At 71.9% G+C, this 23,429-nt stretch carries 20 protein-coding genes; 15 read left to right on the forward strand and 5 right to left on the reverse strand.

All coding sequences use genetic code 11. The annotated features are described in order from the left end of the window. Positions 1-201 precede the first annotated feature (201 nt). From ACFYQA_RS01605 to ACFYQA_RS01645, 9 genes are all read left to right on the forward strand, one after another. Entirely contained in the window at positions 202-1,191 is a 990-nt protein-coding gene (locus ACFYQA_RS01605; protein ID WP_332430190.1) for a malate dehydrogenase, read from the forward strand. Between the two features lie 216 nt (positions 1,192-1,407). Continuing rightward, positions 1,408-3,129 carry a hypothetical protein gene (locus ACFYQA_RS01610; protein WP_388909971.1) on the forward strand — a complete coding sequence of 574 codons (1,722 nt, stop codon included), beginning with the start codon at positions 1,408-1,410 and terminating at the stop codon, positions 3,127-3,129. Next, positions 3,116-3,472: a hypothetical protein gene (locus ACFYQA_RS01615; RefSeq protein ID WP_388909974.1), complete on the forward strand. Its 357-nt coding sequence runs from the start codon at positions 3,116-3,118 to the stop codon at positions 3,470-3,472. The genes ACFYQA_RS01610 and ACFYQA_RS01615 overlap by 14 nt, the downstream gene beginning before the upstream one ends. A gap of 432 nt (positions 3,473-3,904) precedes the next feature. Further along, entirely contained in the window at positions 3,905-4,636 is a 732-nt protein-coding gene (locus ACFYQA_RS01620; RefSeq protein WP_388909977.1) for a hypothetical protein, read from the forward strand. 211 nt (positions 4,637-4,847) lie between these two features. After that, a complete protein-coding gene (locus tag ACFYQA_RS01625; protein ID WP_388909980.1) occupies positions 4,848-6,368 on the forward strand; it encodes an aldehyde dehydrogenase family protein in 1,521 nt (506 codons plus the stop codon). 279 nt (positions 6,369-6,647) lie between these two features. Then, positions 6,648-8,183, forward strand: coding sequence for a GMC family oxidoreductase (locus ACFYQA_RS01630; protein ID WP_386397951.1), 1,536 nt, complete (start codon positions 6,648-6,650; stop codon positions 8,181-8,183). Next, positions 8,183-9,394: a glycine betaine/L-proline ABC transporter ATP-binding protein gene (locus ACFYQA_RS01635; RefSeq protein ID WP_388909983.1), complete on the forward strand. Its 1,212-nt coding sequence runs from the start codon at positions 8,183-8,185 to the stop codon at positions 9,392-9,394. Before ACFYQA_RS01630 ends, ACFYQA_RS01635 begins: the two co-directional genes overlap by 1 nt. Next, positions 9,394-11,340, forward strand: coding sequence for an ABC transporter permease (locus ACFYQA_RS01640; RefSeq protein WP_388909985.1), 1,947 nt, complete (start codon positions 9,394-9,396; stop codon positions 11,338-11,340). The genes ACFYQA_RS01635 and ACFYQA_RS01640 overlap by 1 nt, the downstream gene beginning before the upstream one ends. 1 nt (position 11,341) lies before the next feature. Next, positions 11,342-12,298, forward strand: a complete 957-nt coding sequence (locus ACFYQA_RS01645; protein ID WP_388909988.1) for an ABC transporter substrate-binding protein — start codon at positions 11,342-11,344, stop codon at positions 12,296-12,298. A gap of 165 nt (positions 12,299-12,463) precedes the next feature. On the opposite strand, the gene ACFYQA_RS01650 is transcribed toward ACFYQA_RS01645, so the two are convergent. Then, on the reverse strand, positions 12,464-13,027 hold the full coding sequence (locus ACFYQA_RS01650) for a carboxymuconolactone decarboxylase family protein (RefSeq protein ID WP_388909991.1): 564 nt from the start codon (positions 13,025-13,027) through the stop codon (positions 12,464-12,466). Positions 13,028-13,074: 47 nt separating this feature from the next. Here ACFYQA_RS01650 and ACFYQA_RS01655 point away from each other — a divergent pair, with 47 nt between their 5' ends. The 4 genes from ACFYQA_RS01655 (at position 13,075) to ACFYQA_RS01670 (ending at position 18,111) form a co-directional block, all read left to right on the forward strand. Beyond that, positions 13,075-14,448, forward strand: a complete 1,374-nt coding sequence (locus tag ACFYQA_RS01655) for a PLP-dependent aminotransferase family protein (protein WP_388909994.1) — start codon at positions 13,075-13,077, stop codon at positions 14,446-14,448. A 328-nt stretch (positions 14,449-14,776) separates the two neighbouring features. After that, positions 14,777-15,079 carry a hypothetical protein gene (locus ACFYQA_RS01660; RefSeq protein ID WP_388910293.1) on the forward strand — a complete coding sequence of 101 codons (303 nt, stop codon included), beginning with the start codon at positions 14,777-14,779 and terminating at the stop codon, positions 15,077-15,079. 35 nt (positions 15,080-15,114) lie between these two features. After that, entirely contained in the window at positions 15,115-16,338 is a 1,224-nt protein-coding gene (locus ACFYQA_RS01665) for a glutathionylspermidine synthase family protein (RefSeq protein ID WP_388909997.1), read from the forward strand. A gap of 324 nt (positions 16,339-16,662) precedes the next feature. After that, complete coding sequence (locus ACFYQA_RS01670) at positions 16,663-18,111, forward strand: glycine hydroxymethyltransferase (RefSeq protein WP_388909999.1); 1,449 nt, start codon at positions 16,663-16,665, stop codon at positions 18,109-18,111. Positions 18,112-18,174: 63 nt separating this feature from the next. On the opposite strand, the gene ACFYQA_RS01675 is transcribed toward ACFYQA_RS01670, so the two are convergent. The 3 genes from ACFYQA_RS01675 to ACFYQA_RS01685 all read right to left on the reverse strand — a co-directional run bounded on the left by ACFYQA_RS01675 (position 18,175) and on the right by ACFYQA_RS01685 (position 20,535). Further along, positions 18,175-18,888, reverse strand: a complete 714-nt coding sequence (locus tag ACFYQA_RS01675; RefSeq protein WP_388910002.1) for a hypothetical protein — start codon at positions 18,886-18,888, stop codon at positions 18,175-18,177. A gap of 181 nt (positions 18,889-19,069) precedes the next feature. Continuing rightward, entirely contained in the window at positions 19,070-19,978 is a 909-nt protein-coding gene (locus ACFYQA_RS01680; RefSeq protein ID WP_388910005.1) for a hypothetical protein, read from the reverse strand. Continuing rightward, positions 19,975-20,535: an RNA polymerase sigma factor gene (locus ACFYQA_RS01685; RefSeq protein ID WP_388910008.1), complete on the reverse strand. Its 561-nt coding sequence runs from the start codon at positions 20,533-20,535 to the stop codon at positions 19,975-19,977. Before ACFYQA_RS01685 ends, ACFYQA_RS01680 begins: the two co-directional genes overlap by 4 nt. A gap of 131 nt (positions 20,536-20,666) precedes the next feature. On the opposite strand from ACFYQA_RS01685, the gene trpS reads away from it, so the two are divergent. Further along, on the forward strand, positions 20,667-21,680 hold the full coding sequence (trpS, locus tag ACFYQA_RS01690; protein ID WP_388910011.1) for a tryptophan--tRNA ligase: 1,014 nt from the start codon (positions 20,667-20,669) through the stop codon (positions 21,678-21,680). A 239-nt stretch (positions 21,681-21,919) separates the two neighbouring features. Next, positions 21,920-22,498: a 2'-5' RNA ligase family protein gene (locus ACFYQA_RS01695; protein ID WP_388910015.1), complete on the forward strand. Its 579-nt coding sequence runs from the start codon at positions 21,920-21,922 to the stop codon at positions 22,496-22,498. Positions 22,499-22,525: 27 nt separating this feature from the next. Here ACFYQA_RS01695 and ACFYQA_RS01700 read toward each other — a convergent pair whose 3' ends face one another. Then, on the reverse strand, positions 22,526-23,323 hold the full coding sequence (locus ACFYQA_RS01700) for a decaprenylphospho-beta-D-erythro-pentofuranosid-2-ulose 2-reductase (RefSeq protein WP_388910018.1): 798 nt from the start codon (positions 23,321-23,323) through the stop codon (positions 22,526-22,528). Between the last annotated feature and the right edge of the window lie 106 nt (positions 23,324-23,429).

Below are 23,429 nucleotides of genomic sequence, written 5' to 3' on the forward strand. Positions count from 1 at the left end.
CACACGGAGCCCGGCCGTCCACGATCGTGGATGCGCGATAGCCTGATCGCTGGATCTCTTGACGCCAAGAGATCGATCATCCAGCGGCGACCTCTCCGTACCGGTGATCGATCATCGCGGCGGGCACCGGTCATGGGCCGGACGGGATCCCGTACCCCGGGGCAGGGACGCCCCACCGCCAGCTGTCATACGGAGAACGCCATGACCCGCACTCCCGTGAACGTCACCGTCACCGGCGCGGCCGGCCAGATCGGTTACGCCCTGCTCTTCCGCATCGCCTCCGGCCAGCTGCTCGGCGCGGACGTGCCGGTCAAGCTGCGTCTGCTGGAGATCACCCCCGCGCTCAAGGCGGCCGAGGGCACGGCCATGGAGCTGGACGACTGCGCGTTCCCGCTGCTCCAGGGCATCGACATCTCGGACGACCCGAACGTGGCCTTCGACGGGGCCAACGTCGCCCTTCTCGTGGGCGCCCGCCCGCGTGCCAAGGGCATGGAGCGCGGTGACCTCCTGGAGGCCAACGGGGGCATCTTCAAGCCGCAGGGCCAGGCCATCAACGCCCACGCCGCGGACGACATCCGGGTGCTCGTGGTCGGCAACCCGGCCAACACCAACGCGCTCATCGCCCAGGCCGCCGCTCCGGACGTACCGGCCGAGCGCTTCACCGCGATGACCCGCCTGGACCACAACCGCGCGCTGACGCAGCTGGCGAAGAAGACGGGTTCGACGGTCGCCGACATCAAGCGCCTGACCATCTGGGGCAACCACTCCGCCACCCAGTACCCGGACATCTTCCACGCCACGGTCGCCGGCAAGAACGCCGCCGAGGTCGTGAACGACGAGAAGTGGCTGGCCGAGGACTTCATCCCGACCGTCGCCAAGCGCGGCGCCGCGATCATCGAGGCCCGTGGCGCCTCGTCGGCCGCCTCCGCCGCCAACGCGGCCGTCGACCACGTGCACACCTGGGTCAACGGCACCGCGGACGGCGACTGGGTCTCCATGGGCATCCCGTCGGACGGCTCCTACGGCGTCCCGCAGGGCCTGATCTCCTCCTTCCCGGTCACCGTGAAGGACGGCGCGTACGAGATCGTCCAGGGCCTGGAGATCAACGACTTCTCCCGCGCCCGTATCGACGCCTCCGTCAAGGAGCTCGAGGAGGAGCGCGAGGCGGTCCGCGGCCTCGGCCTCATCTGATCACCTCGTCCGACCACGGACCACGGGCCCCGCACCGGTACTGACCGGTGCGGGGCCCGTCCGCGTAGGGGAATCAAAGCTCTGGCCAAAGCTTGACGCATGTCACATGATCGCACTCTTGACAATCCGGTTCCTTTCGGCATGGCGCCTCCCTTATGCTGATGGCTCGTCAACTCATCCGTCGCCGAGGACACATGCAGCATCGGGGGGACCGCCATGAGCACCGTCCACGTGCCGCAGCAAGCGAACCACCCGGACGGCCCGGCCCCGCCGGAGACCGCGTCGGTCCCGCCGCACGCCAGCGAGGCGACCCGGCTGCTGTGCGGGGGCGTCTACGTGGACCCCGACTACCGCGACCGCGTCATCGACGAGCTGTACCTCCACGAACAGCGGATCGTGGCCCCGTCGCTGGGCTTCGACGCCGCCCGGGTCCTGGCGCACGCGCTGCGCGCCCGTCGGCAGGAGTTGCTCTGGTCCGCCGGCGTCATCGGGCTCTGGGCGGTGGGCATTCCGGTGAGCGGCGGGCTGCTGGCCGGCCTGGTGCTGCCCAGCCTGCTGCTCGGTCTCGCGCCATGGGTCAGGGGAGGCGCCGAACAGCCGCCCCCGCACCGGCAGCTCCCCGCCTCCGTCCTGAGCTGGGGAGGCCGCGTCCTCTTCGCGGTGTACGCGGTGCTCGGCGTCGCCATGGCCTTCGGTGCCGACACCGGCTCCGGCTCCTCGTCCGACCCTTACGGGTCCAGTGGTGTCGACGGCCTGGGCCTGCCCTTCACGGAGGCGGTCGAGCCCTGGCGGGTCTGGCTGGGCATCGGTGTCGTCGCCCTGATCGCGTGGTGTGCGGCGGCCCAGCGCGACGGGTTCGTCCGCGTGCTGGGCGAGGAGTTGTCCCCGCAGCGCTTCCCGGACGTGGCGAACGACCCCGCGGAAAGGGGCGAGGGGGAAAGATTCGCCCGGCTGGTGCGGCGCATCCGGCGGGAGCAGTACGCCCCGCTGATCATGTATGACGAGGAGCGTCCGTTCTGCGGAGCGGGAGCCGCGCACGACACGTGGGTGCTCGCCGTGGAACTCAGACCGGACGAGGAGCAGCGCGACCGGCAGCCGCTCGGCAACCGTGTGATCCTCGACCGGGTCCGGCCGTTGATCGAGCAGCTGCGCGAACCGGCCGAGCACGCGAGTACCCCCGTGCGCGACCGACTGCGCGGGCTCGAGGTCGACGAGTGCGTGTTTCTCCCCGTCGAGGGACTGACCGACCGCGACCAGGCCCCCTACACGCCGGAGATGTTCGAGCGGCATTTACTGCGGGCGGTCGAGGAGGGCGGCGAGAAGCGGCGGCACTTCCTGCGGATCCGGGTCGGCGCCTGGGAGGAGGAACTGGGCGTCACGGTGTACGTACGGGTCCACACCCAGGGCCGCATGCTCATGCTGGAGATCGCCCCGCACGTGATGTCGCCGGTGCGCCAGGAATTCAAGCGCGCCGACCGCGTCGCGCACGCGGTCCGTACCGGCCCGGTGCTGGTCAGGATCGTCTCGGCGGCCACCCTGATGCCCGGTTCCGCGGGCCGTGCCCTGGTCTCCCTGGTCCGTGGCGCTGTCTTCGGGTGGCGGCTGCTCATCGGGGAAGACCGGAGCGCACTGCCCGAAGGGCCCGCCCTGTCGGTGCGTGAGCTGGCCGCGATGGACGCGAAGTCCATGTTCCAGGAGATGGACGTGGCCCGCTACCTCCGGAGCATTCAGGACCGAGTGGGGAAAGGGGTGCGGCTGGCGCTCGCCGACGCCGGTTACCAGACCGGCGAGTTCGCTCAGAAGATCGTGAACATCAGCAACGGCGCGGTCAGCATCAACCGGGTCGAGGGCTCCACCTTCGCCATCGGTGAGAACTCCAGCGCCACCAACGGCGGCCCCGTGCCGCAGAGGGGAACCTCCGGCGATGACGGCACGTGAGGAGGGCGGCGTCCACATCGGGGACGTCCACCGCAGTACCTTCGCCATCGGCGAGAACGCACACGCGGAGAGCCACCACGGGGTCCCGGCGCCCGGTGACGCGGCCGGTGCGGAACTGCTCGCCGCGGTGAAGGAACTGCGGGCCGATCTGGCCCGGCTGAGGCCCGGTGAGCAGACCGCGCAGCTGGACGAGGCCCTGGCGGAGACCGAGGAGGAGATCGACCGGACCGGTACGGCCGGAGAGAGCCGCCGCCGGCGGCTGCGTGACCTGCTCGCGGGCGCCGAGACACTCACGGCGCTGCTCGCCTCGGCCGCAACCGTGGCGGGGCTGCTCGGGATGTGACGCCGGTGGGCGAAAGACCGAAGGGGCGAGGGGAACGAGGGGGAAGCGATGAACGGGGCACCGCGGTACTGGAACGAGGAGACCCAGCGCTGGGAGGAGAGGGGCCCGGGGGAGCAGAGGGAACAGCGGGAGGCGGGGGGTGAGGCCGCGGCCTCACCGGCGGTGACGCCGCCTCCGGCGGTTCCGCCGTCCCCGGGGACAGCGTCCCCGGCTGCCCCGTCCCCGACTGCCCCGCCGCCTCCGGATGCTTCGTCCTCCGCTCCCACCCTCACGGGCATCCGATGGCCGGGCGGCGCTGCCCCGCCGACGGCCGGGCCGCCCGCACCGTCACCCTGGTCGTCCCCCGAGCTGCCCCACGGTCCCGCCGGGCCCCTCGGCCCGCCCGTTTTCCCGGGCCCGCCCCCGGCTCGGCACGGGCTCGACCGAAGGCGGGTGTGGTCCGTGGTGGGCGGGGCCGCCGCGGTCGGGGTGGTCGTGGGACTGGTGCTGACCCAGACCCTGGGAGGCGGCAACGGGGAGGACGGCCAGGGGGACGACAAGGCCGCCTCGGCGAGTGTGTCGCAGCCGGCCGGCTCCGGGGCGCCCGGGACGGAGGAGGCCCCGGCACCGCGGCAGCCGACGTCCGCCGCGGAGGAGCCCGCCTCGCCCGCTCCCGACCCGGACAGCACCGTCCCCGCCGGTTATGACCGGTACGCCGATTCCGAGGGCTTCACCATCGCCCGCCCCACGGGGTGGGCCCGTAGCAGCGTGTCCTCCCAGTACGGCATGGACGTGGTCACCTACCGCAGTCCCGACCGCGGCATGCGGCTCCAGGTGTTCGAGGTGGCGGAGCCCTCGCCCGACGCGTCGTACGAACTGTTCCTCTCCGACGCCACCCCCAAGGCCCCCGGGTTCGAGCGGCTCTCCCTCGAAACGCTGGACGACGGCGACTTCACCGGCTCCCGGCTGGAGTACCTGGCGGACTCCATGAAGGGGGAGCCCGACATCGGGACCTGGCACGTCGTCGACCTGCGCTTCCAGGCCGCCGACGGCAAGCTGTACGCGCTCGCCGCCTACGGGGCCGACTCCGACGGTCACGAGGACGAGCGGGAACTGATCAGGACCGCCCTCGAACACTTCTGTCCACCGGAGACCACCTGCGGGACCGCCATGGACCCCGGCTGAACCGATCCGGACCGAAGTTTTGTGATGTTTTTCCCTGCTTCGACCACATGTTCTGTGATGCGGCACACTTCCCGTGATGAATCGCGCATGCATTCGGGGTTCGAGGGAAGGAGCCCTCCCGTTCCGTGGGTGACGCCCGTGTGACTCGACATGGTCATTCGACCTGTGTCACTCATGGGCGCCGAACAGGAACGGAAGGCAGCAGGCGATCATGGCGGACAGTACAGAACTTCAGGTGCGCACCTCCATCCATGCGGGAGGCGAGTGGCGGGCGGCCGTCTCGGGGGCCACGCGCGAGATCCTCGACCCCGCGGACGCCCTGCCGTTCGCCGTCGTCGCGGAGGGCGACGAGAAGGACACCGACCTCGCGGTGGCCGCCGCCCGGCACGCGTTCGACGAGGGCCCGTGGCCGCACACCCCCGTCGCCGAGCGGGCCGCGCTGCTGCGCCGCGTCGCCGGTCTCCTCGCCCGGGACCGGGAGGAACTCGGCCTGCTGGAGAGCCGGGACGCGGGCAAGACCGTCGAGGAGGGGCGCGTCGACATCGACTGTGTCGCCGACGCCTTCCGCTACTTCGCCGACCTGGTCGCCGGGGAGGCCCCCGGCCGGGTCGTCGACGCGGGCTCCACCGACGTCCACAGCGTCGTCGTGCACGAGCCCGTCGGTGTCTGCGCCATGATCACACCCTGGAACTATCCGCTGCTCCAGGCCAGTTGGAAGATCGCCCCGGCGCTCGCGGCCGGCAACACCTTCGTCGTCAAGCCCAGCGAGATCACCCCGCTGACCACCGCCGCACTCATCGCCCTGCTGGCCGAGGCGGGACTGCCCGCCGGTGTCGCCAACATCGTCACCGGCCCCGGCCACACCGTCGGCGCCCGGCTCGCCGAGCACCCCGACGTCGACCTGGTCTCCTTCACCGGCGGACTGGCCAGCGGCACCAAGGTCGCGCAGGCCGCCGCGCCGGGCGTGAAGAAGGTCGCCCTGGAACTCGGCGGCAAGAACCCCAACGTGGTCTTCGCCGACGCGTGCGCCACCGAGGAGGGCTTCGACACCGCCGTCGACCAGGCGCTCAACGCGGCCTTCATCCACAGCGGCCAGGTCTGTTCGGCGGGTGCGCGGCTCATCGTCGAGGAGTCCGTCCGCGACCGCTTCGTCACCGAACTCGCCCGCCGCGCCGAGAGGATCAGGCTCGGCCGGGGCACCGTGGACGGCGTCGAGTGCGGACCGCTGGTCTCGGAACAGCAGCGCGACAAGATCGAGGCGTACGTCGCCTCCGCGCTGAAGGAGGGCGCGGTGCTGCGCTCCGGCGGCAAGCGGCCCGAGCCGTCCGCCGAGCGGCCCGAGGCCGGCTACTTCTATGAGCCGACCGTTCTCGACCACTGCCACCGCGAGATGCGGGTGGTGCGCGAGGAGGTGTTCGGGCCGGTCCTCACCGTCGAGACCTTCCGCACCGAGGACGAGGCCGTCGACCTCGCCAACGACACCGAGTACGGGCTGGCCGGTGCCGTCTGGACCGCCGACGCGGGCCGCGCCCGGCGGGTGGCCGGACGGCTGCGCCACGGCACCGTGTGGATCAACGACTTCCACCCCTACCTCCCGCAGGCGGAGTGGGGCGGATTCGGCAAGAGCGGAGTGGGCCGCGAACTCGGCCCGGCGGGCCTCGCCGAGTACCGCGAGACCAAGCACATCTACCAGAACCTCGCGCCGAAGCCGGTGCGCTGGTTCGCGGGCTGAGCCGCCACCACCGAGCGGCACCCGTGGTGAACACGGCACCCACGCCCCGCGGGAGGCACCCGGCGTGCACGGCGTCCGCGCCGCCCGCGTGCGGTCGCAGCCGCCGGACGGCACACCGGGGGCACCCTCCCCCGGGCCGCCCGCCCCGGAGCCCTTCACCTGCCGCGCGCCCCGCGCGTCCCGAGTGACGACGTACCACTTCGGGCATCCCCCTGCCCGGGGCTTCGCCCGTGGTTCCGCCGACACCTCTTGTTTCCGAGTTCCCGGAGGAGTAACCCCATGCCGGATCACACCCACGAACACACGTACGACTATGTCGTCATCGGTGGCGGCACCGCAGGATCCGTCATCGCCTCCCGGCTGACGGAGAACCCCGACGTCACCGTCGCGGTCATCGAGGGCGGCCCCAGCGACGTCGGCCGCGACGACGTACTGACCCTGCGCCGCTGGATGGGCCTGCTCGGCGGCGAGCTGGACTACGACTACCCCACCACCGAGCAGCCGCGCGGCAACTCGCACATCCGGCACAGCCGGGCCCGCGTGCTCGGCGGATGCTCCTCGCACAACACCCTCATCGCGTTCAAGCCGCTCCCGTCCGACTGGGACGAGTGGGAGCAGGCCGGCGCCCAGGGGTGGGGCGCGGTACAGATGGAGGCGTACTACGCCCGGCTCAAGAACAACATCGTCCCGGTCGACGAGAAGGACCGGAACGCCATCGCCCGTGACTTCGTCGACGCCGCGCAGGCCACGCTCGGCGTGCCGCGCGTCGAGGGATTCAACAAGAAGCCGTTCGACGAGGGCGTCGGCTTCTTCGACCTCGCCTACCACCCGGAGAACAACAAGCGTTCCTCGGCGTCGGTCGCGTATCTGCACCCGGTGATGGACGAACGCCCCAACCTGACGATCATGCTGGAGACCTGGGCGTACCGGCTGGAACTGAACGGCACCCGCGCCGAGGGCGTCCACGTCCGCACCAAGGACGGTGAGGAGATCCTCGTCCGGGCCCGGGGCGAGGTCCTGCTGTGCGCCGGCGCGGTCGACTCGCCCCGGCTCCTGCTGCACTCCGGCATCGGTCCGAAGGCCGACCTGGAGGCGCTCGGCATACCCGTGGCGCACGACCTTCCCGGCGTCGGCGAGAACCTGCTCGACCACCCCGAGTCGGTGATCGTCTGGGAGACGGACGGGCCCATCCCGGACAACTCCGCGATGGACTCCGACGCCGGCCTGTTCGTGCGCCGGGACCCCGGACACGCGGGCCCCGACCTGATGTTCCACTTCTACCAGATCCCGTTCACGGACAATCCGGAACGTCTCGGCTACCAGCGGCCGGAGTTCGGCGTCTCGATGACCCCGAACATCCCCAAGCCGAAGAGCCGCGGCCGGCTCTACCTGACCAGCGCCGACCCGGAGGTCAAGCCCGCGCTGGACTTCCGCTACTTCACCGACGAGGACGACTACGACGGCCGCACCCTCGTCGACGGCATCCGCATCGCCCGCGAGATCGCGAAGACCGAACCGCTGGCCCACTGGCTCAAGCGCGAGGTGGCCCCCGGCCCCGACGTCACGGGAGACGAGGAGCTGAGCGAGTACGCCCGTAAGGTCGCGCACACCGTCTACCACCCGGCGGGCACCTGCAGGATGGGCGCCGCGACCGACGAACTGGCCGTGGTGGACCCCGAGTTGCGGATCCGCGGACTGCAGGGCATCCGGATCGCGGACGCCTCCGTCTTCCCGACCATGACCGCCGTGAACCCGATGATCGGCGTGCTGATGGTCGGCGAGCGTGCTGTCGACCTGATCGGAGGCGATGTGTGATGAGTACCGCGACCTCTGCTACTCCCCAGTCCTCCGGTACCACCGACGGCCCGGAGGGCGGCCCGCCCGTCTTCTCCGTCGACGGACTGTGGAAGGTCTTCGGCCCGAAGGCCGGCCGTGTCCCCGGCGACCCCGGGCTCACCGCACTCGATCCGGCCGAACTGCGCAGCCGCACCGGCTGCACGGTCGCCGTCCGGGACGTGAGCTTCGACGTCCGCAAGGGCGAGGTCTTCGTCGTCATGGGCCTGTCCGGCTCCGGCAAGTCCACGCTGGTGCGCTGTCTGACCCGGCTGATCGAGCCGACCGCGGGCGCCATAGCCATCGACGGCGAGGACGTGCGCGCGATGGACAAGGCACGGCTGCGCGAACTGCGCCGCCACCGGGCCGCCATGGTCTTCCAGCACTTCGGCCTGCTGCCGCACCGCACGGTCCTGGACAACGTGGCCTACGGCCTCGAGATCCAGGGCATGGGCCGGGCGCGGCGGCGCGCGAAGGCCGCCGAGGTCGTCGCCAAGGTGGGCCTGGAAGGCATGGAGCAGCGCAGACCCGCCCAGCTCTCCGGCGGTCAGCGCCAGCGCGTCGGGCTCGCCCGCGCGCTCGCCGTCGACCCCCAGGTGCTGCTGTTCGACGAGCCGTTCAGCGCGCTCGACCCCCTCATCCGGCGCGACATGCAGGAGGAGGTGATCCGACTGCACCACGAGGAGGGCCGCACGATGGTCTTCATCACCCACGACCTCAGCGAGGCGCTGAGGCTGGGTGACCGCATCGCCCTGATGCGCGACGGGCAGGTGGTCCAGCTGGGCACCCCCGAGGAGATCGTCGGCTCGCCCGCCGACGCCTACGTCCGCGACTTCGTCCGGGACGTCCCGCGCGAACAGGTCCTCACCGTCCGTACGGCCATGCGCCCGGCCTCGTCGGCGGACGAGGCCGGCAGCGGACCCGCCGTCCGCCCCGACGCCACGGTGTCGGAGGCCATCGAGGCCGTCGCCCGCGCGGGCTCCCCGGCCCGGGTCCTCGACCAGGGCCGCTGCGTGGGAATCGTCGACTCCGCCGCCCTGCTGTCGGTCGTCGCGGGGATGGGGACGCCCACCGCCACGGAACCGCCCACCGCCACGGAACCGCCCACCGCCACGGAACCGTCCGCCGCACCTGAGCCCTCAGCCGCCCCCGAGCCCTCCGCAGGGACGGAGCGCCCCGAGGGGGCCGTCTGATGGCGACCGTCACCGCAGTCGTCCCCCGGGCCGGCGAGCGGCCGGGCCTGCTCGGACGTGCCGCCGTGCGCAAGCTTCTGCTGCTCACCGTGGCCGCCGTGGTCCTCGTTCCGTTCGCCACCGCCCGCTGGGCCGGCGGCAGCTGGCCCGAGGCGCTGACCGTCGACGTCTCCGGACCGCTGGCCGGCGCCAGCGACTGGATCATCGACAACCGGGACTCCCACCCCCTCTTCCTCTACTTCTTCGGCCACGTCAGCAACGTCGTCGTCCTCGCCGTACGAGCCGTCTACCTCGCCCTCCTCGCCGTCGGATGGGCGGGAGTGACCGCCGTCGCCGGGCTGGTCGCCTGGCGGGTCGCGGGTGTACGGCTCGCGCTCGGCACCGCTGTCGCGTTCCTCGCCTGCGGTCTGCTGGGCATGTGGGTGCCCACCATGCAGACGCTCGCCCTGATGGTGGTCGCGGTCATCGCGTCCGTCGTCCTCGGCGCACTGCTGGGACTCGCCGCCGGACTCTCCGACCGCCTGGACCGCGTTCTGCGCCCGGTGCTGGACACCATGCAGGTGTTCCCCGCCTTCGCCTACCTCCTGCCGGTCGTGCTGGTGTTCGGGATCGGTGTCCCCGCCGCAGTCCTGGCCACCGTGATCTACGCCGCGCCGCCCATGGCCCGGCTGACCTCGCTCGGCCTGCGCGGCGCCGACAAGGAGGTGCTGGAGGCCGTCGAGTCGCTCGGCGCCGGTGCCCGTCAGCGTCTGCTGACCGCCCGTATCCCGCTGGCCCGCAGGGAACTCCTCCTCGGCCTCAACCAGACGATCATGATGGCGCTGTCCATGGCCGTCATCGCCTCGGTGATCGGCGCGGGCGGCCTCGGCGACCGCGTCTACCAGGCGCTGGCCTCGGTCGACGTCGGCGCGGCCCTCGCCGCCGGCATCCCGATCGTGCTCCTCGCCGTCGTCCTCGACCGCGTCACCGCCGCGGCCGGGGCGAACACCGACGGGACACCCCGGCCCCGTACGCACTGGCTGTACGTCGTAGCCGGCGCCGCGGCCGTCGCGGTCGCCGGACGTCTGGCGGACCGGCTGGAGTGGCCGGACGGGTGGGTCGTCACGATCGCCGAACCGGTCAACCGGGCCGTCGACTGGATGACCGACCACCTCTACTCGGGTGTCCCCGTCGTCGGCGGCACCGCCGACTGGGCCGCCCGCTTCACCACCTGGGTGCTCGACCCGGTGCGGGACGGACTGCAGTGGCTGCCCTGGTGGTCGGTGCTGCTCGTCGTCGCCGCCCTGGCCTGGCTGATCGGCACCTGGCGCACCGCGCTCACCGCCGTCCTCGCCATGGCCGCCATCGGAGTGCTCGGGGTGTGGAACCCGTCCCTCGACACGCTCTCCCAGGTCCTCGCGGCCGTCGCCGTCACCCTCGTCATCGGCTTTGCGATCGGTCTCGCCGCGTCCCGCAGCGACCGCGTCGAGCGGCTGCTGCGGCCGGTCCTGGACGTCTTCCAGACGATGCCGCAGTTCGTGTACCTGATCCCGGTCGTCGCCCTGTTCGGCGTCGGCCGTGCCCCGGCCGTCGCCGCCGCCATCGTCTACGCGCTGCCGGCCGTCGTCCGCATCACCACCCAGGGGCTGCGCCAGGTCGACCCGGCGGCGATGGAATCGGCCCGCTCGCTCGGCGCGACCAGCGGTCAGCAACTGCGCCAGGTCCAGCTCCCGCTGGCCCGTCGGGCGCTGCTCCTCGCCGTCAACCAGGGCGTGGTCCTGGTCCTCGCCGTCGTCATCATCGGCGGCCTGGTCGGCGGTGGCGCGCTCGGCTACGACGTCGTCTTCGGCCTCGCCCAGGGAGACCTGGCGACCGGCCTGGTCGCGGGAGCCGCGATCGTCTGCCTGGGCCTGATGCTCGACCGGGTGACCCAGCCCACCGAACGCCGCGCGAAGAAGGGAGCCTGAGATGCGACTTCGTACGACGTCGGCCGTGGCCGGAGTGTCCGCGCTCGTCCTGCTGACCGGCTGCGGCGCCGCCGACATGACCAAGCAGGCCTCGCCGTTCGCCAACGCCGAGGGCGCGCGGACGGTCACCCTGTCCGTGCAGTCCTGGGTGGGCGCCCAGGCCAACGTGGCCGTCGCCCAGTACCTGCTGGAGCAGGAACTCGGCTACCGCGTCGACACCGTGCAGGTCGACGAGGTGCCCGCCTGGGACGCGCTCAGCCAGGGCCGGGTCGACGCCATCCTGGAGGACTGGGGCCACCCGGATCAGGAGCAGCGGTACGTCGAGGACAAGAAGACGATCACGCCCGGCGGTGATCTCGGGGTCACCGGGCACATCGGCTGGTTCGTGCCGACGTACTTCGCGAAGAAGCACCCCGACATCACCGACTGGAAGAACCTCAACGAGTACGCCGATCAGTTCCGCACCGCGGAGAGCGGCGGCAAGGGCCAGCTGATAGACGGGTCACCGGCCTACCTCACCAACGACAAGGCACTGGTGAAGAACCTGAAGCTGGACTTCAAGGTGGTGTTCGCCGGGTCGGAGGCCGCGCAGATCACCCAGATCCAGCAGTTCGCCAAGGAGAAGAAACCCTTCCTCAGCTACTGGTACACACCCCAGTGGCTGTCCGCGAAGGTGCCGATGACCGAAGTGAAGCTGCCCGAGTACGAAGAGGGCTGCGACGCCGACCCGGCGAAGGTCGCCTGCGCCTACCCGCACACCCCGCTGCAGAAGTACCTCAACGCGGACTTCGCGAAGGACGGCGGCGACGCGGCGGACTTCCTGAGGAAGTTCCGGTGGACGACCGAGGACCAGAACGAGGTCTCCCTGATGATCGCCGAGCAGCGGATGGCGCCTCAGGAGGCGGCGGAGAAATGGGTGGACGGCAACGAGTCCACCTGGAAGGCCTGGCTGTCCTGAGGACCGGACCGGACCGACCGTCGGGCTGACCGGTCCGGTCCGGCCATGACGCGCGGCCCCGGGGCCACCGAGCGAGGTGAACCCGGGGCCGCTTGTCACGCGACACATGCGGTCATGCGGCGGGTGCCGGGTGCCGGGGGTTGGGGGCTGAATGCCGGATGCCGGTCAGGCGTGCGAGCCCGGCCGGTAGTGGCCCGGGGTGAGTCGGCAGGTCACGCCGAACCGGTTCCAGGCGTTGATCACCGTGATGGTGGCGATCAGGTGCGCCAGCTCGGCCTCCCCGAAGTGCTCGGCGGCCCGCCCGTACACCTCGTCCGGCACGAACCTGTGGGTCAGGACCGTCACCGCCTCGGTCAGCTCGATCGCCGCGAGCTCCTTGGCGGTGTAGAAGTGCCGCGACTCCTCCCAGGCGGCGAGCTGCACGATCCGCTCCACGCTCTCGCCCGCCGCGAGCGCGTCCTTGCTGTGCATGTCCAGGCAGAAGGCACAGTGGTTGAGCTGCGAGGCCCGGATCTTCACCAGCTCGAGCAGCTTCGGGTCGATCCCCTTACGGGCCGCCGCGTCGAGGCGCACCATCGCCTTGAAAACGTCCGGGGCGAGCGCGGACCAGTCCAGCCGGGGGGCCTGCTCGGGCGCGTACCCCTCGGCCGTCGCTCCGCCGGCGTTCGTGGACGCCGGCGTGGTCGCTGTCGTGGTTGCCGTCGTGCCGTCGTTCGTGGTCGTCGTCATGTCCTCGAGCGTAGGAGCAAGGCAGCCCAGGAGTATGGTCCACTCGCATGGCGAAACCCTGGGCCACTTTCGGTATCGACCTCCACCTGGAGCCGGCCGGTCCCGGCCTGCGCCGCGGCCTGACCGACGCCCTGCGCGAAGCGGTCCGCAGCGGCCGGCTGGCCCCCGGCACCCGGCTGCCCTCCTCCCGCGCCCTCGCCACCGATCTGGGCATCGCCCGCAACACGGTCGCCGAGGCCTACGCCGATCTGGTCGCCGAGGGCCGGCTGACCGCACGGCAGGGCTCCGGGACCCGGGTCGCCGACCACGCGGTGCCCCGGCCGCCCGCACGGCCACCCGCCCCGCGACGCCCGTCCGGCCGGCTTCGGTACGACCTCACGCCCGGCACCCCCGACCTCGCCTCCTTCCCGCGCGCCGCGTGGCTCAGGGCCTCCCGCCGGGCCCTGGCGTCCGCCCCCAACGACGCCCTCGGCTACGGCGACGCGAGAGGCCGCCCCGAACTGCGTACCGCCCTCGCCGACTACCTGGCACGGGTACGGGGCGTGCGCACCGACCCCGAACGCGTCGTCGTCTGCTCCGGATTCGCCCACGGCCTCCGCCTGCTGTGCGACATCCTGCGCGCCGCCCGAGGCGCCCGCACGCTCGCCGTGGAGCCCTACGGCCTCCCCGAACACCGGAACCTGATCGAACGCACCGGACTGCGCACCACCCCGGTCCCCTCCGACGACGCCGACCCCGGCGACGCCGCGGCGGTGCTGCTCAACCCCGCCCACCAGTTCCCCCTGGGCGGTGTGCTGCGCCCCGAACGCCGGGCGGCCGTCATCGACTGGGCCCGCCGCACCGGCGGCCTGATCCTGGAGGACGACTACGACAGCGAGTTCAGGTACGACCGCCAGCCCGTCGGGGCGCTCCAGGACCTGGACCCCGACCACGTGGTCCACCTCGGCACGGTCAGCAAGTCCCTCGCCCCCGGCCTCCGTCTGGGCTGGATGGTGCTTCCCCCGTCCCTCCTGCCGGAGGCCGTCGAACACGGTGCCGCCCGGACCGTCAGCGCCCTCGAACAGCTCACCTTCGCCGAGTTCCTCACCTCCGGAGCCCACGACCGGCATGTGCGTGCCGCCCGCCTGCGCTACCGGCGCCGTCGCGACGCCCTGGTCGAGGCCCTCGCCGAGCGGACACCCGACGTACGGGTCACGGGCATCGCGGCCGGGTTGCACGCCGTACTCCGACTGCCGTCGGGCACCGAACAGTCGGTCGTCCGGGCGGCCGCCTGGCAGGGCCTCTCGGTCATGGGCCTGGCGTACTTCCGGCACCCCGCCGCCGAGGTCGCTCCCCCGGACGCCCTGGTCGTCGGTTACGGAACCCCGCCGGACCACGCCTGGGCGGCGACCCTGGACGCCCTGTGCCGGGCGCTTCCCTGAGGGATGTGCCGCGGCCCCTGCCCGACAGGCTGCCGCAGCAGGCGTGCACACCATCCCAAAAGCCCCACAACCATGACCGATCGAGGCCGCGTTCAAGGATCCCCTGCCCCCTCCCGCCGGCCGGCGCCTAGGCTGTCCGCCGCGAGCCGGGGAGCACGGCGCACCGCGGCGGCAAGGCGGCACACACGGGGGAGCGGAGAACATGGCGCAGGAGACGGCGGACCAGGAGACGGTGGGCCAGGAGACGGCGGGCCAGGAGACGGCGGGCCGGAGGGCGGCCCAGGAGACGGCCCCGAAGGCGATACCCGCGGCGCGGACACGGCGGCGGATGCGGTCCGGCACGGTGATGCTCGGTGGCGCGGGGCTCCTCGCGGCGGCCCTGTCCGCGTGCAGTTCGGAGCCGGACCGCCGCTGCGTGGACCGGGACAGCTACGACTACCTCAACGGCTACAGGATCGTCGCCGACGAGAACTGCACGACAACCTCCGGTTCCCTCGGCAAGGAAGCCGACGCCGACTGGTACTACGACGCCGACGTCAGTGACGACTGGGCCGACGACGGCACCTTCAGCCGGAGCCAGGCCGTCGACCGGGGTGGCTTCGGCTCGTCCTCGGGCAGCAGCGGCGGCTGACCACCCCGTCGAGCGAAGGAACGAGGGACCCGCCCGTGGAACGCCGCACCATCGAACCCCGCCCCGGCTGGCAGCAGACCGTCGAGGAACAGGGGCTCATCTACCCCCTCACCTTGCCCGAACCGCTCGAGGCCGACCGGGCGGCGGGCCTCCCCGTCCCCGACGACGCCTGGGTCCCGTACTGGGACGAGAGCGCGTACTACGTCTTCGGCCTTGACGAAGTGGAGGCGCTGGAGAAGGTCGTCGAGGAACTGCACCGCATGTGCCTCGCGGCCGCCGACCACATCGTCACCGCCGACCGCTTCGCCGACCTCGGCATCACCGATGCGCGGGTCGCCGGCGCGGTCGCCGAGGCCTGGCGACGGCGGGCCGAACTCCCCTCCCTCTACGGCCGTTTCGACCTCCGTTACGACGGCACCGGTCCCGCGAAGCTGCTGGAGTACAACGCCGACACCCCCACCTCCCTGGTGGAAGCCGCCTCGCCCCAGTGGTTCTGGATGGAGGAACGGTTCCCCGGCGCCGACCAGTGGAACTCCATGCACGAACGCCTCGTCGACGCCTGGCGGGGGCAGGCCGCGCTCCTCCCGCCGGGCAGCCCGCTGTACTTCGCCCACTCCTCGGCCGACGTGCTCGGCGAGGACCTCATGACCGTCGCCTACCTCAAGGAGACCGCCGAACAGGCGGGCCTCGACACCGAGTGGCTCACCGTGGAGGAGATCGGCTGGGACCGGCTCTCCGGCCGCTTCGTCGACAACGGCCTCCGGTTCATCCGCGGCATCTTCAAGCTGTACCCCTGGGAGTGGCTCACCACCGACCGCTTCGCCGGCCATGTCCTCGACACCCTCGACAACGGCGGCGGCACCGGCAGCACCCTGTGGATCGAGCCCGCCTGGAAGATGCTGCTCAGCAACAAGGCCCTGCTGGCGATCCTCTGGGAGCTCTTCCCGGACCACCCCAACCTCCTCCCGGCCCACCTCGACGGCCCCCGCGACCTGGCGTCGTCCACCGGCTACGTGGCCAAACCACTGCTCGGCCGCGAGGGCGCAGGGGTGACGATCCACTCGCCGGGCAGCGCCCCCGTGGTCCGCGACGAACCCTGCTGCTACCAGCAGTTCGCCCCGCTGCCGGACTTCGACGGCAACCATGTCGTCCTCGGCGCCTGGACGGTCGGGGACGAGTCCGCCGGCCTCGGCATCCGCGAGTCGTCGGGCCTGATCACCGACGAGTACGCCCGCTTCCTCCCACACGTGATCCTGTGATCACCCCCTGATCCGACGCCTTGGAGGGCCGCGGGCCCTCCAAGGGACGCGGGGAATCGCGCGAGCGGCCGTACCGAACCCGCGTCCGCCCGACGGCAACCGGCAACCGGCAGCCGTCGGGCGGACGCGCCCGCTCGCATGGCGGACGTCCCACCACGGCGCTCCGCGCCGCCCGGTAGGCTGACCGGTGGGCCGTGACTGGCGTGCTGGGATGGGACCGACCATCGGGGAGCGGCCCCCGGGCCGTGCTGTGGGCCCGGTACGAGTGCCGCGCGCCTGGGCCGCCATGCCGTGAACGCCGAACGCCACGTCCGGAGGTCCCTCATGCCCGCCGAGCCCCTCTCCACCGCTTCCACCGCCTTCCGCTCCGCCCTCGACGTGATCCGCGCCGTCGAGCCGCGCGTCGCCGACGCCATCGGCCAGGAGGTCGCCGACCAGCGCGAGATGCTCAAGCTCATCGCCTCCGAGAACTACGCCTCCCCGGCCACCCTCCTGGCGATGGGTAACTGGTTCAGCGACAAGTACGCCGAGGGCACCGTCGGCCGCCGCTTCTACGCCGGCTGCCGCAACGTCGACACCGTCGAGTCGCTGGCCGCCGAACACGCCAAGGAGCTTTTCGGCGCCCGCCACGCCTACGTCCAGCCGCACTCCGGCATCGACGCCAACCTGGTCGCCTTCTGGTCCGTGCTCGCCCAGCGTGTCGAGGTCCCCGCCCTGGAGAAAGCCGGCGTCCGCCAGGTCAACGACCTCTCCGACGCGGACTGGGCCGAGCTGCGCCGCGCCTTCGGCAACCAGCGCATGCTCGGCATGTCCCTGGACGCCGGCGGCCACCTCACCCACGGCTTCCGCCCGAACATCTCAGGAAAGATGTTCGACCAGCGCTCCTACGGCACCGACCCGGCCACCGGCCTCATCGACTACGAGGCCCTGCGCACCTCCGCCCGCGAGTTCAAGCCGCTGATCATCGTCGCCGGGTACTCCGCGTACCCCCGTCTGGTGAACTTCCGGATCATGCGCGAGATCGCCGACGAGGTCGGTGCCACGCTCATGGTGGACATGGCGCACTTCGCCGGTCTCGTCGCCGGCAAGGTCCTCACCGGCGACTTCGACCCGGTCCCGCACGCCCAGATCGTCACCACCACCACCCACAAGTCGCTGCGCGGCCCGCGCGGCGGCATGGTCCTGTGCGACGACTCCCTCAAGGACCAGGTCGACCGCGGCTGCCCGATGGTTCTGGGCGGCCCGCTCCCGCACGTCATGGCCGCCAAGGCGGTCGCCCTGGCTGAGGCCCGGCAGCCCGCCTTCCAGGATTACGCTCAGCGCATCGTGGACAACTCCCGCGCCCTCGCCGAGGGCCTGATGAGCCGCGGCGCCACCCTGGTCACCGGCGGCAGTGACAACCACCTCAACCTGATCGACGTCACCACCTCCTACGGCCTCACCGGCCGGCAGGCCGAGGCCGCCCTGCTCGAGTCGGGCATCGTCACCAACCGCAACTCCATCCCGGCCGACCCGAACGGCGCCTGGTACACCTCCGGCATCCGCATCGGCACCCCCGCACTGACCACGCGCGGCCTGGGCACCGCCGAGATGGACGAGGTCGCCGCCCTCATCGACCGTGTGCTGACCACCACGGAGCCCGGCACCACCAGCAAGGGCGCCCCCTCCAAGGCCCAGCACATCCTCGACGCGAAGGTCGCGGACGAGATCTCCCGCCGCGCCACCGACCTGGTCGCCGGTTTCCCGCTGTACCCGGAGATCGACCTCGGCTGAGGAGTTCCTTCTCGACGCGTCCCATGGCGGTCCGGCCCTGTGCCGGGCCGCCATGCGCCGTCGTCAGGCGTCCAGCAGCTCCTGCCTCGGTCCCGGATCCTCCCGGTCCTTCCGCCGGCGGATCAGCGGCAACCGCAACACGTACGGGCGCAGCACCAGGGCCAGTGCCGCTCCGGCCGCCAGGCCCGGTATCGCCCACCACCAGTCGGTGCCGTCGCCCGTCGCCGGTGCGGCATGGGTCTCGGAGGCTGCCGCGGCCGCACCCTGGTCCGTCCCGGGGCCGGCCTGTTCCTTTCCCGACCCGGCCTGCTCCGGCTGCCACGGTGCCGGGTAGAGCCCGGGGGCCGATCCCGAGCCCGACCTCTTGCCCATCACGCCCAGCTCGAACAGGAACTTGTGCACATCCGACGGGTGCTCGGCGCGGTGCCAGAGGCCGTTCGGCGTTTCAGCGAGATCCCCCGCCGTGTGTATCCACGCGCCCTGGCCCACGTCCGCCAGGAAGACCCGGTCCACGCGCCAGGGCGTCACATCGTGCACCATCCACGTCACGTTGATCAGCCGGGCCGAGGCCGAGGGGGCCTCCGGCGGCTTCTCCCGCATGCCCGTGCCGATCGAGCCGAGCAGCCGCTCCAACTCGGCATACCTCTTGTCGTCGTGATACAGAGACGCGGTCTCCCCGCTCTCCGGCGAGACCACCAGTACGCTCGTCGGCCCCCCGGCCGAGGCGGGCGACGCCCCCCACACCATCAGGGCCATCGCCGCCGTCAACGCGCCCATGCCCGCCGTAAGACGTCGAACCCTGCCTGTCCATCCGCGCATCCGGACCCCCACTCGGCCGGTCGATCCCCGTACGGCCCACCCGTGAGCCGCCTGTCACTTCTGGTACACCGTCCGGCCCACCGGGGTTCCCAGTCGGACAGGCCCAATTCCGGGGCGCACTCGGACATCTGGCCGGCTGTCAGCCCGCCGCCCCGCCCAGCTCCTCCAAGGATTCCGCGATCTCCAGCGCCCGTGCCTTCGAGGCCTCCCCCTCCAGCCGGAGCGTTACCTCACCCGCATCCCCCGTACCGGCGTTCCCGCCGCGGTCGGTCCACAGCAGGGTCGGCCCGGAGGTGCGCTTCTCCCGGGTGAACCGGTGGCCGTCCGCGTCCACCAGCCAGAAGCTCAGAAGATGCGGCCGTGGGAACCACAGCGCCGGATCCGGGACACCGCCCTCGGAACCCTCTCCGCCGAGTGACAACCGCACCGGCTGCTCCCGCACGCTCTTGGTGAACGTGACGTCCAGCCGGGCCGGAAACTCGTCCAGCCGGATCGTGCGCCCCTGCTCCCGCCAGCACAGGCTCACCAGGAACCGGCCGCGCGGCAGCCCGCTCACCGTCACCGCGTCCGGAGCACCCAGCGCCTCCGGCACCAGCGGTGCGAAACCGGCCTGCCGCTCCGCCTGGGCGAGCGACAGCGACCGCCCGCAGCCCGGCACCTCGGCGCCCGGAGAAGGCACCGCCGACGGGTCGTACCGCACCTCCACCCCGCCGAAGCCGAACCAGTCGGACACCGCCGCCCGCACCGGCGGCGTCAGCACCAGCACCGTCAGCAGCCCGCACAGTGTGGCGGCCAGCGACCGCCACCGCCACCGCGCCCAGCTCCGTACCCCCCGCAGCCGCTCCGCGGCACCCGGCGGTCCGGCCACCGCAACGGGCACGTCCTCGGTGAGTATCCGCTCCAGCACCCGCTCGACCATCGACTCGGGCCCGCCCGCGCCCCCCTGCCCGTCCAGGGACCGGCCGAGCGCCCGCAGCTCCTCTCGCAGCCGGGCGGTCTCGGCGCGCCCGCCCTCGGTGGCGCCGCCATCGTCGTACGACTCGCTCATGCTCGGTTGTCACCCACTTCCCGGGGCCGGAAGTCCGGCAGCAGACGCTCCAGCTTCCGCAGGGCGCGGTTCAGCCGCGACTTCACCGTGCCCCGGGGCCAGCCCAGGGCCTGGGCGGTCTCCCGCTCGTCCATCTCCAGCAGATAGCGGTAGGTGACGACCAGACGGTGCTCCTCGCTCAGCTTCTCCAGGGCAGCCGTCAGTGCGGCGCGGCGCTCCGTCTCCAGCGTCACCACCGCCGGGTCCACCGATTCCGGTATCACCGGCTCCGCCTCCGCGAACGCCGCCTCACGGCCGGCGAGGCTGTACCGGCGGGCCGCCGCGCGCACGGTGTTCCTCGTCTCATTGGCCACGATCGACAGCAGCCACGGCCGGAACGCCATGCCGTCCCGGAACCTGCCCAGCGCGCAGTACGCCTTGACGAAGGCCTGCTGCACCACGTCCTCCGCGTCCGCCCCCGCCCCGAGCGCGGTGGCCGCCCTGAGCGCGATGCCCGTATGGGCTCGCACCAGCTCCGCGTACGCCTCCGGCTCTCCGGCGCGTACCCGTGTGATCACCGCGGTCTCATCGACGATGCGGCCCCCCTCCCGCGTCCTCACACTTTTGTTACACCGCCGGGGACGATCCGGTTCCCATCTGCTCCCGGTCGGTTCCGAACCGCTCTCGGGAACCTGAGAGAATAGGGGCCATGGCCTCTGAAAGTCCTCGCGTGCTCTCCGGAATCCAGCCCACCGCAGGCTCGTTCCACCTCGGCAACTACCTCGGCGCCGTCCGCCAGTGGGTGGCCCTGCAGGAGACGCACGACGCGTTCTACATGCTCGCCGACCTGCACGCGATCACGGTCACGCAGGACCCGGCCGAGCTGCGGGCCAACACCCGGCTCGCCGCCGCCCAGCTGCTGGCCTCCGGGCTCGACCCGGACCGCTGCACCCTCTTCGTCCAGAGCCACGTCCCCGAGCACGCCCAGCTCGCCTGGGTCATGAACTGCCTCACCGGCTTCGGCGAGGCCTCCCGCATGACCCAGTTCAAGGACAAGTCCGCCAGGCAGGGCGCCGACCGCGCCTCCGTCGGCCTGTTCACCTACCCGGTCCTCCAAGTCGCCGACATCCTGCTCTACCAGGCGAACGAGGTGCCGGTGGGCGAGGACCAGCGCCAGCACGTCGAGCTCACCCGCGACCTCGCCGACCGCTTCAACGGCCGGTTCGGCCCGACCTTCACCGTCCCGAAGCCGCACATCCTCAAGGAGACGGCGAAGATCTACGACCTTCAGGACCCGACGGCCAAGATGAGCAAGTCGGCATCCACGCCGAAGGGCCTCATCAACCTCCTCGACGACCCGAAGGCCACCGCCAAGAAGGTGAAGAGCGCGGTCACCGACACCGACACCGTCGTCCGCTACGACGCCGAGAACAAGCCGGGTGTGAGCAACCTCCTCACGATCCACTCGACCCTCACCGGCGCGAGCGTCGCCGAGCTGGAGGAGCGTTACGCCGGCAAGGGCTACGGTGCGCTGAAGACGGACCTCGCCGAGATCATGGTCGAGTTCGTGACCCCGTTCAAGGAGCGCACCCAGCAGTACCTGGACGACCCCGAGACGCTCGACTCGGTCCTGGCCAAGGGCGCCGAGAAGGCCCGCGCCGTCGCCGCGGAGACCCTCGCCCTGGCCTACGAGCGGGTGGGTTTCCTGCCCGCCAAGCACTGACCCGGCCCCGGCACCGGTCACCACGGAACTGAACGCGGACCCGGTACCGATTCGTACCACCGGGTGAGCGCCGTACATCACTCCGGCTGCGCCTGCCCGGAAGCGGGCCGTGGTCGTACAGTCGGTACGAGGGCGGCCGCTCCGGCGGCCACCCGCTGTGTGCCGGACCGGTACCACCACCCGGGCCGGCACCACCACAACGACGGAAACGACGGCAACGACGGAACGAAGGAGACGACGTGGGGACCGTAACGATCGGTGTGTCGATCGCGGTCCCGGAGCCTCACGGCAGCCGGCTTCAGCAGCTGCGCGCGGGCTTCGGGGACGCCGCTGCTCACGGTATCCCCACGCATGTCACCCTGTTGCCGCCGACTGAGGTCGGCGAGGGCGACCTGCCGGCCATCGAGACACATCTGAGCGAGGTCGCCGCGACCGGCCGCCCGTTCCCCATGCGGCTCTCCGGCACCGGCACCTTCCGGCCCCTGTCGCCGGTCGTGTTCGTTCAGATCGTGGAGGGCGCCGAGGCCTGCACCTGGCTGCAGAAGCAGGTCCGCGACGTGTCCGGTCCCGTCGCGCGGGAGCTGCAGTTCCCGTACCACCCGCACGTCACCGTGGCGCACGGCATCGAGGAGGCGGCGATGGACCGCGCCTTCGAGGAACTCGCCGACTACGAGGCGCGGTGGCCCTGCACCGGGTTCGCGCTCTACGAACAGGGCGCCGACGGGGTGTGGCGCAAGCTGCGGGAGTTCCCGTTCGGCTCGCTGGTGGTGCCCCCGCAGCCCGGCCGCGCCGACCGAGGCTCCGTCACCGCGCACTGATCTTTGCGACCTCCGGCCCGCAGGGCCTCAGACCGGCAGCCGCCGGAACACCGCCCGGGGCAGGTGCCGCAGCGCCGACATCACCACGCGCAGCCTGCCCGGCACCCACACCGCCTCCGCGCGGCGGCGCAGCCCCAGCTCGACCGCCGTCGCGACCGCCTCCGGGGTGGTGGTGAGCGGCGCCCCGCGCGAAGCGGTGGCCGTCCGGGTACGGACGAAGCCGGGGCGTACGACCATGACGTGCGCGCCCGTGCCGTACAGCGCGTCGCCGAGGCCCTGGGCGAAGGTGTCCAGGCCGGCCTTGCTGGAGCCGTAGATGAAGTCCGCGCGGCGGGCCCGCTCACCGGCGACGGACGACAGCACCACCAGGCAGCCGTGCCCCTGGTTCTGGAGGGCACCCGCGCACACGAGGCCCGAGGAGACCGCGCCGGTGTAGTTGGTCTGCGCGACCCGGACGGCGGCCCGGGGCGACCGCTCGTCGTGGGCCTGGTCGCCGAGGGTGCCGAAGGCGAGCAGCACCATGTCGATGTCACCGTCCGTGAAGACCTCGCCGAGGACGCTCTCGTGGGAGGCGGGGTCGAGGGCGTCGAAGGCGATGACGCGCACCTGGGCGCCCAGGCCGCGCAACTGCTCCGCGGCCTGTTCCAGCGCGGGGGAGAGCCGGCCCGCCAGCCACACCGTGCGGGTGCGGCGGGCGATCAGCCGGCGGGCCGTGGCCAGGGCGATCTCGGACGTGCCGCCGAGGACGAGCAGGGACCGGGGCAGCCGGGCCGCGGCGGGAGCGATGCGGTCCCATCCCGTGGGGGAGACGGTGTCATCAGGCATGTCGGTGACCGTATCGCCCCTATATGGGTGATTAGTTTTGAAACCTTGCACCACTCGTCGGAACGGGTGATTAATGGGATGTCGCTCCGGACATGGGATTTCCCCC

This window comes from Streptomyces sp. NPDC005774 (assembly GCF_042871645.1).
Lineage (GTDB): Bacteria > Actinomycetota > Actinomycetes > Streptomycetales > Streptomycetaceae > Streptomyces > Streptomyces pratens.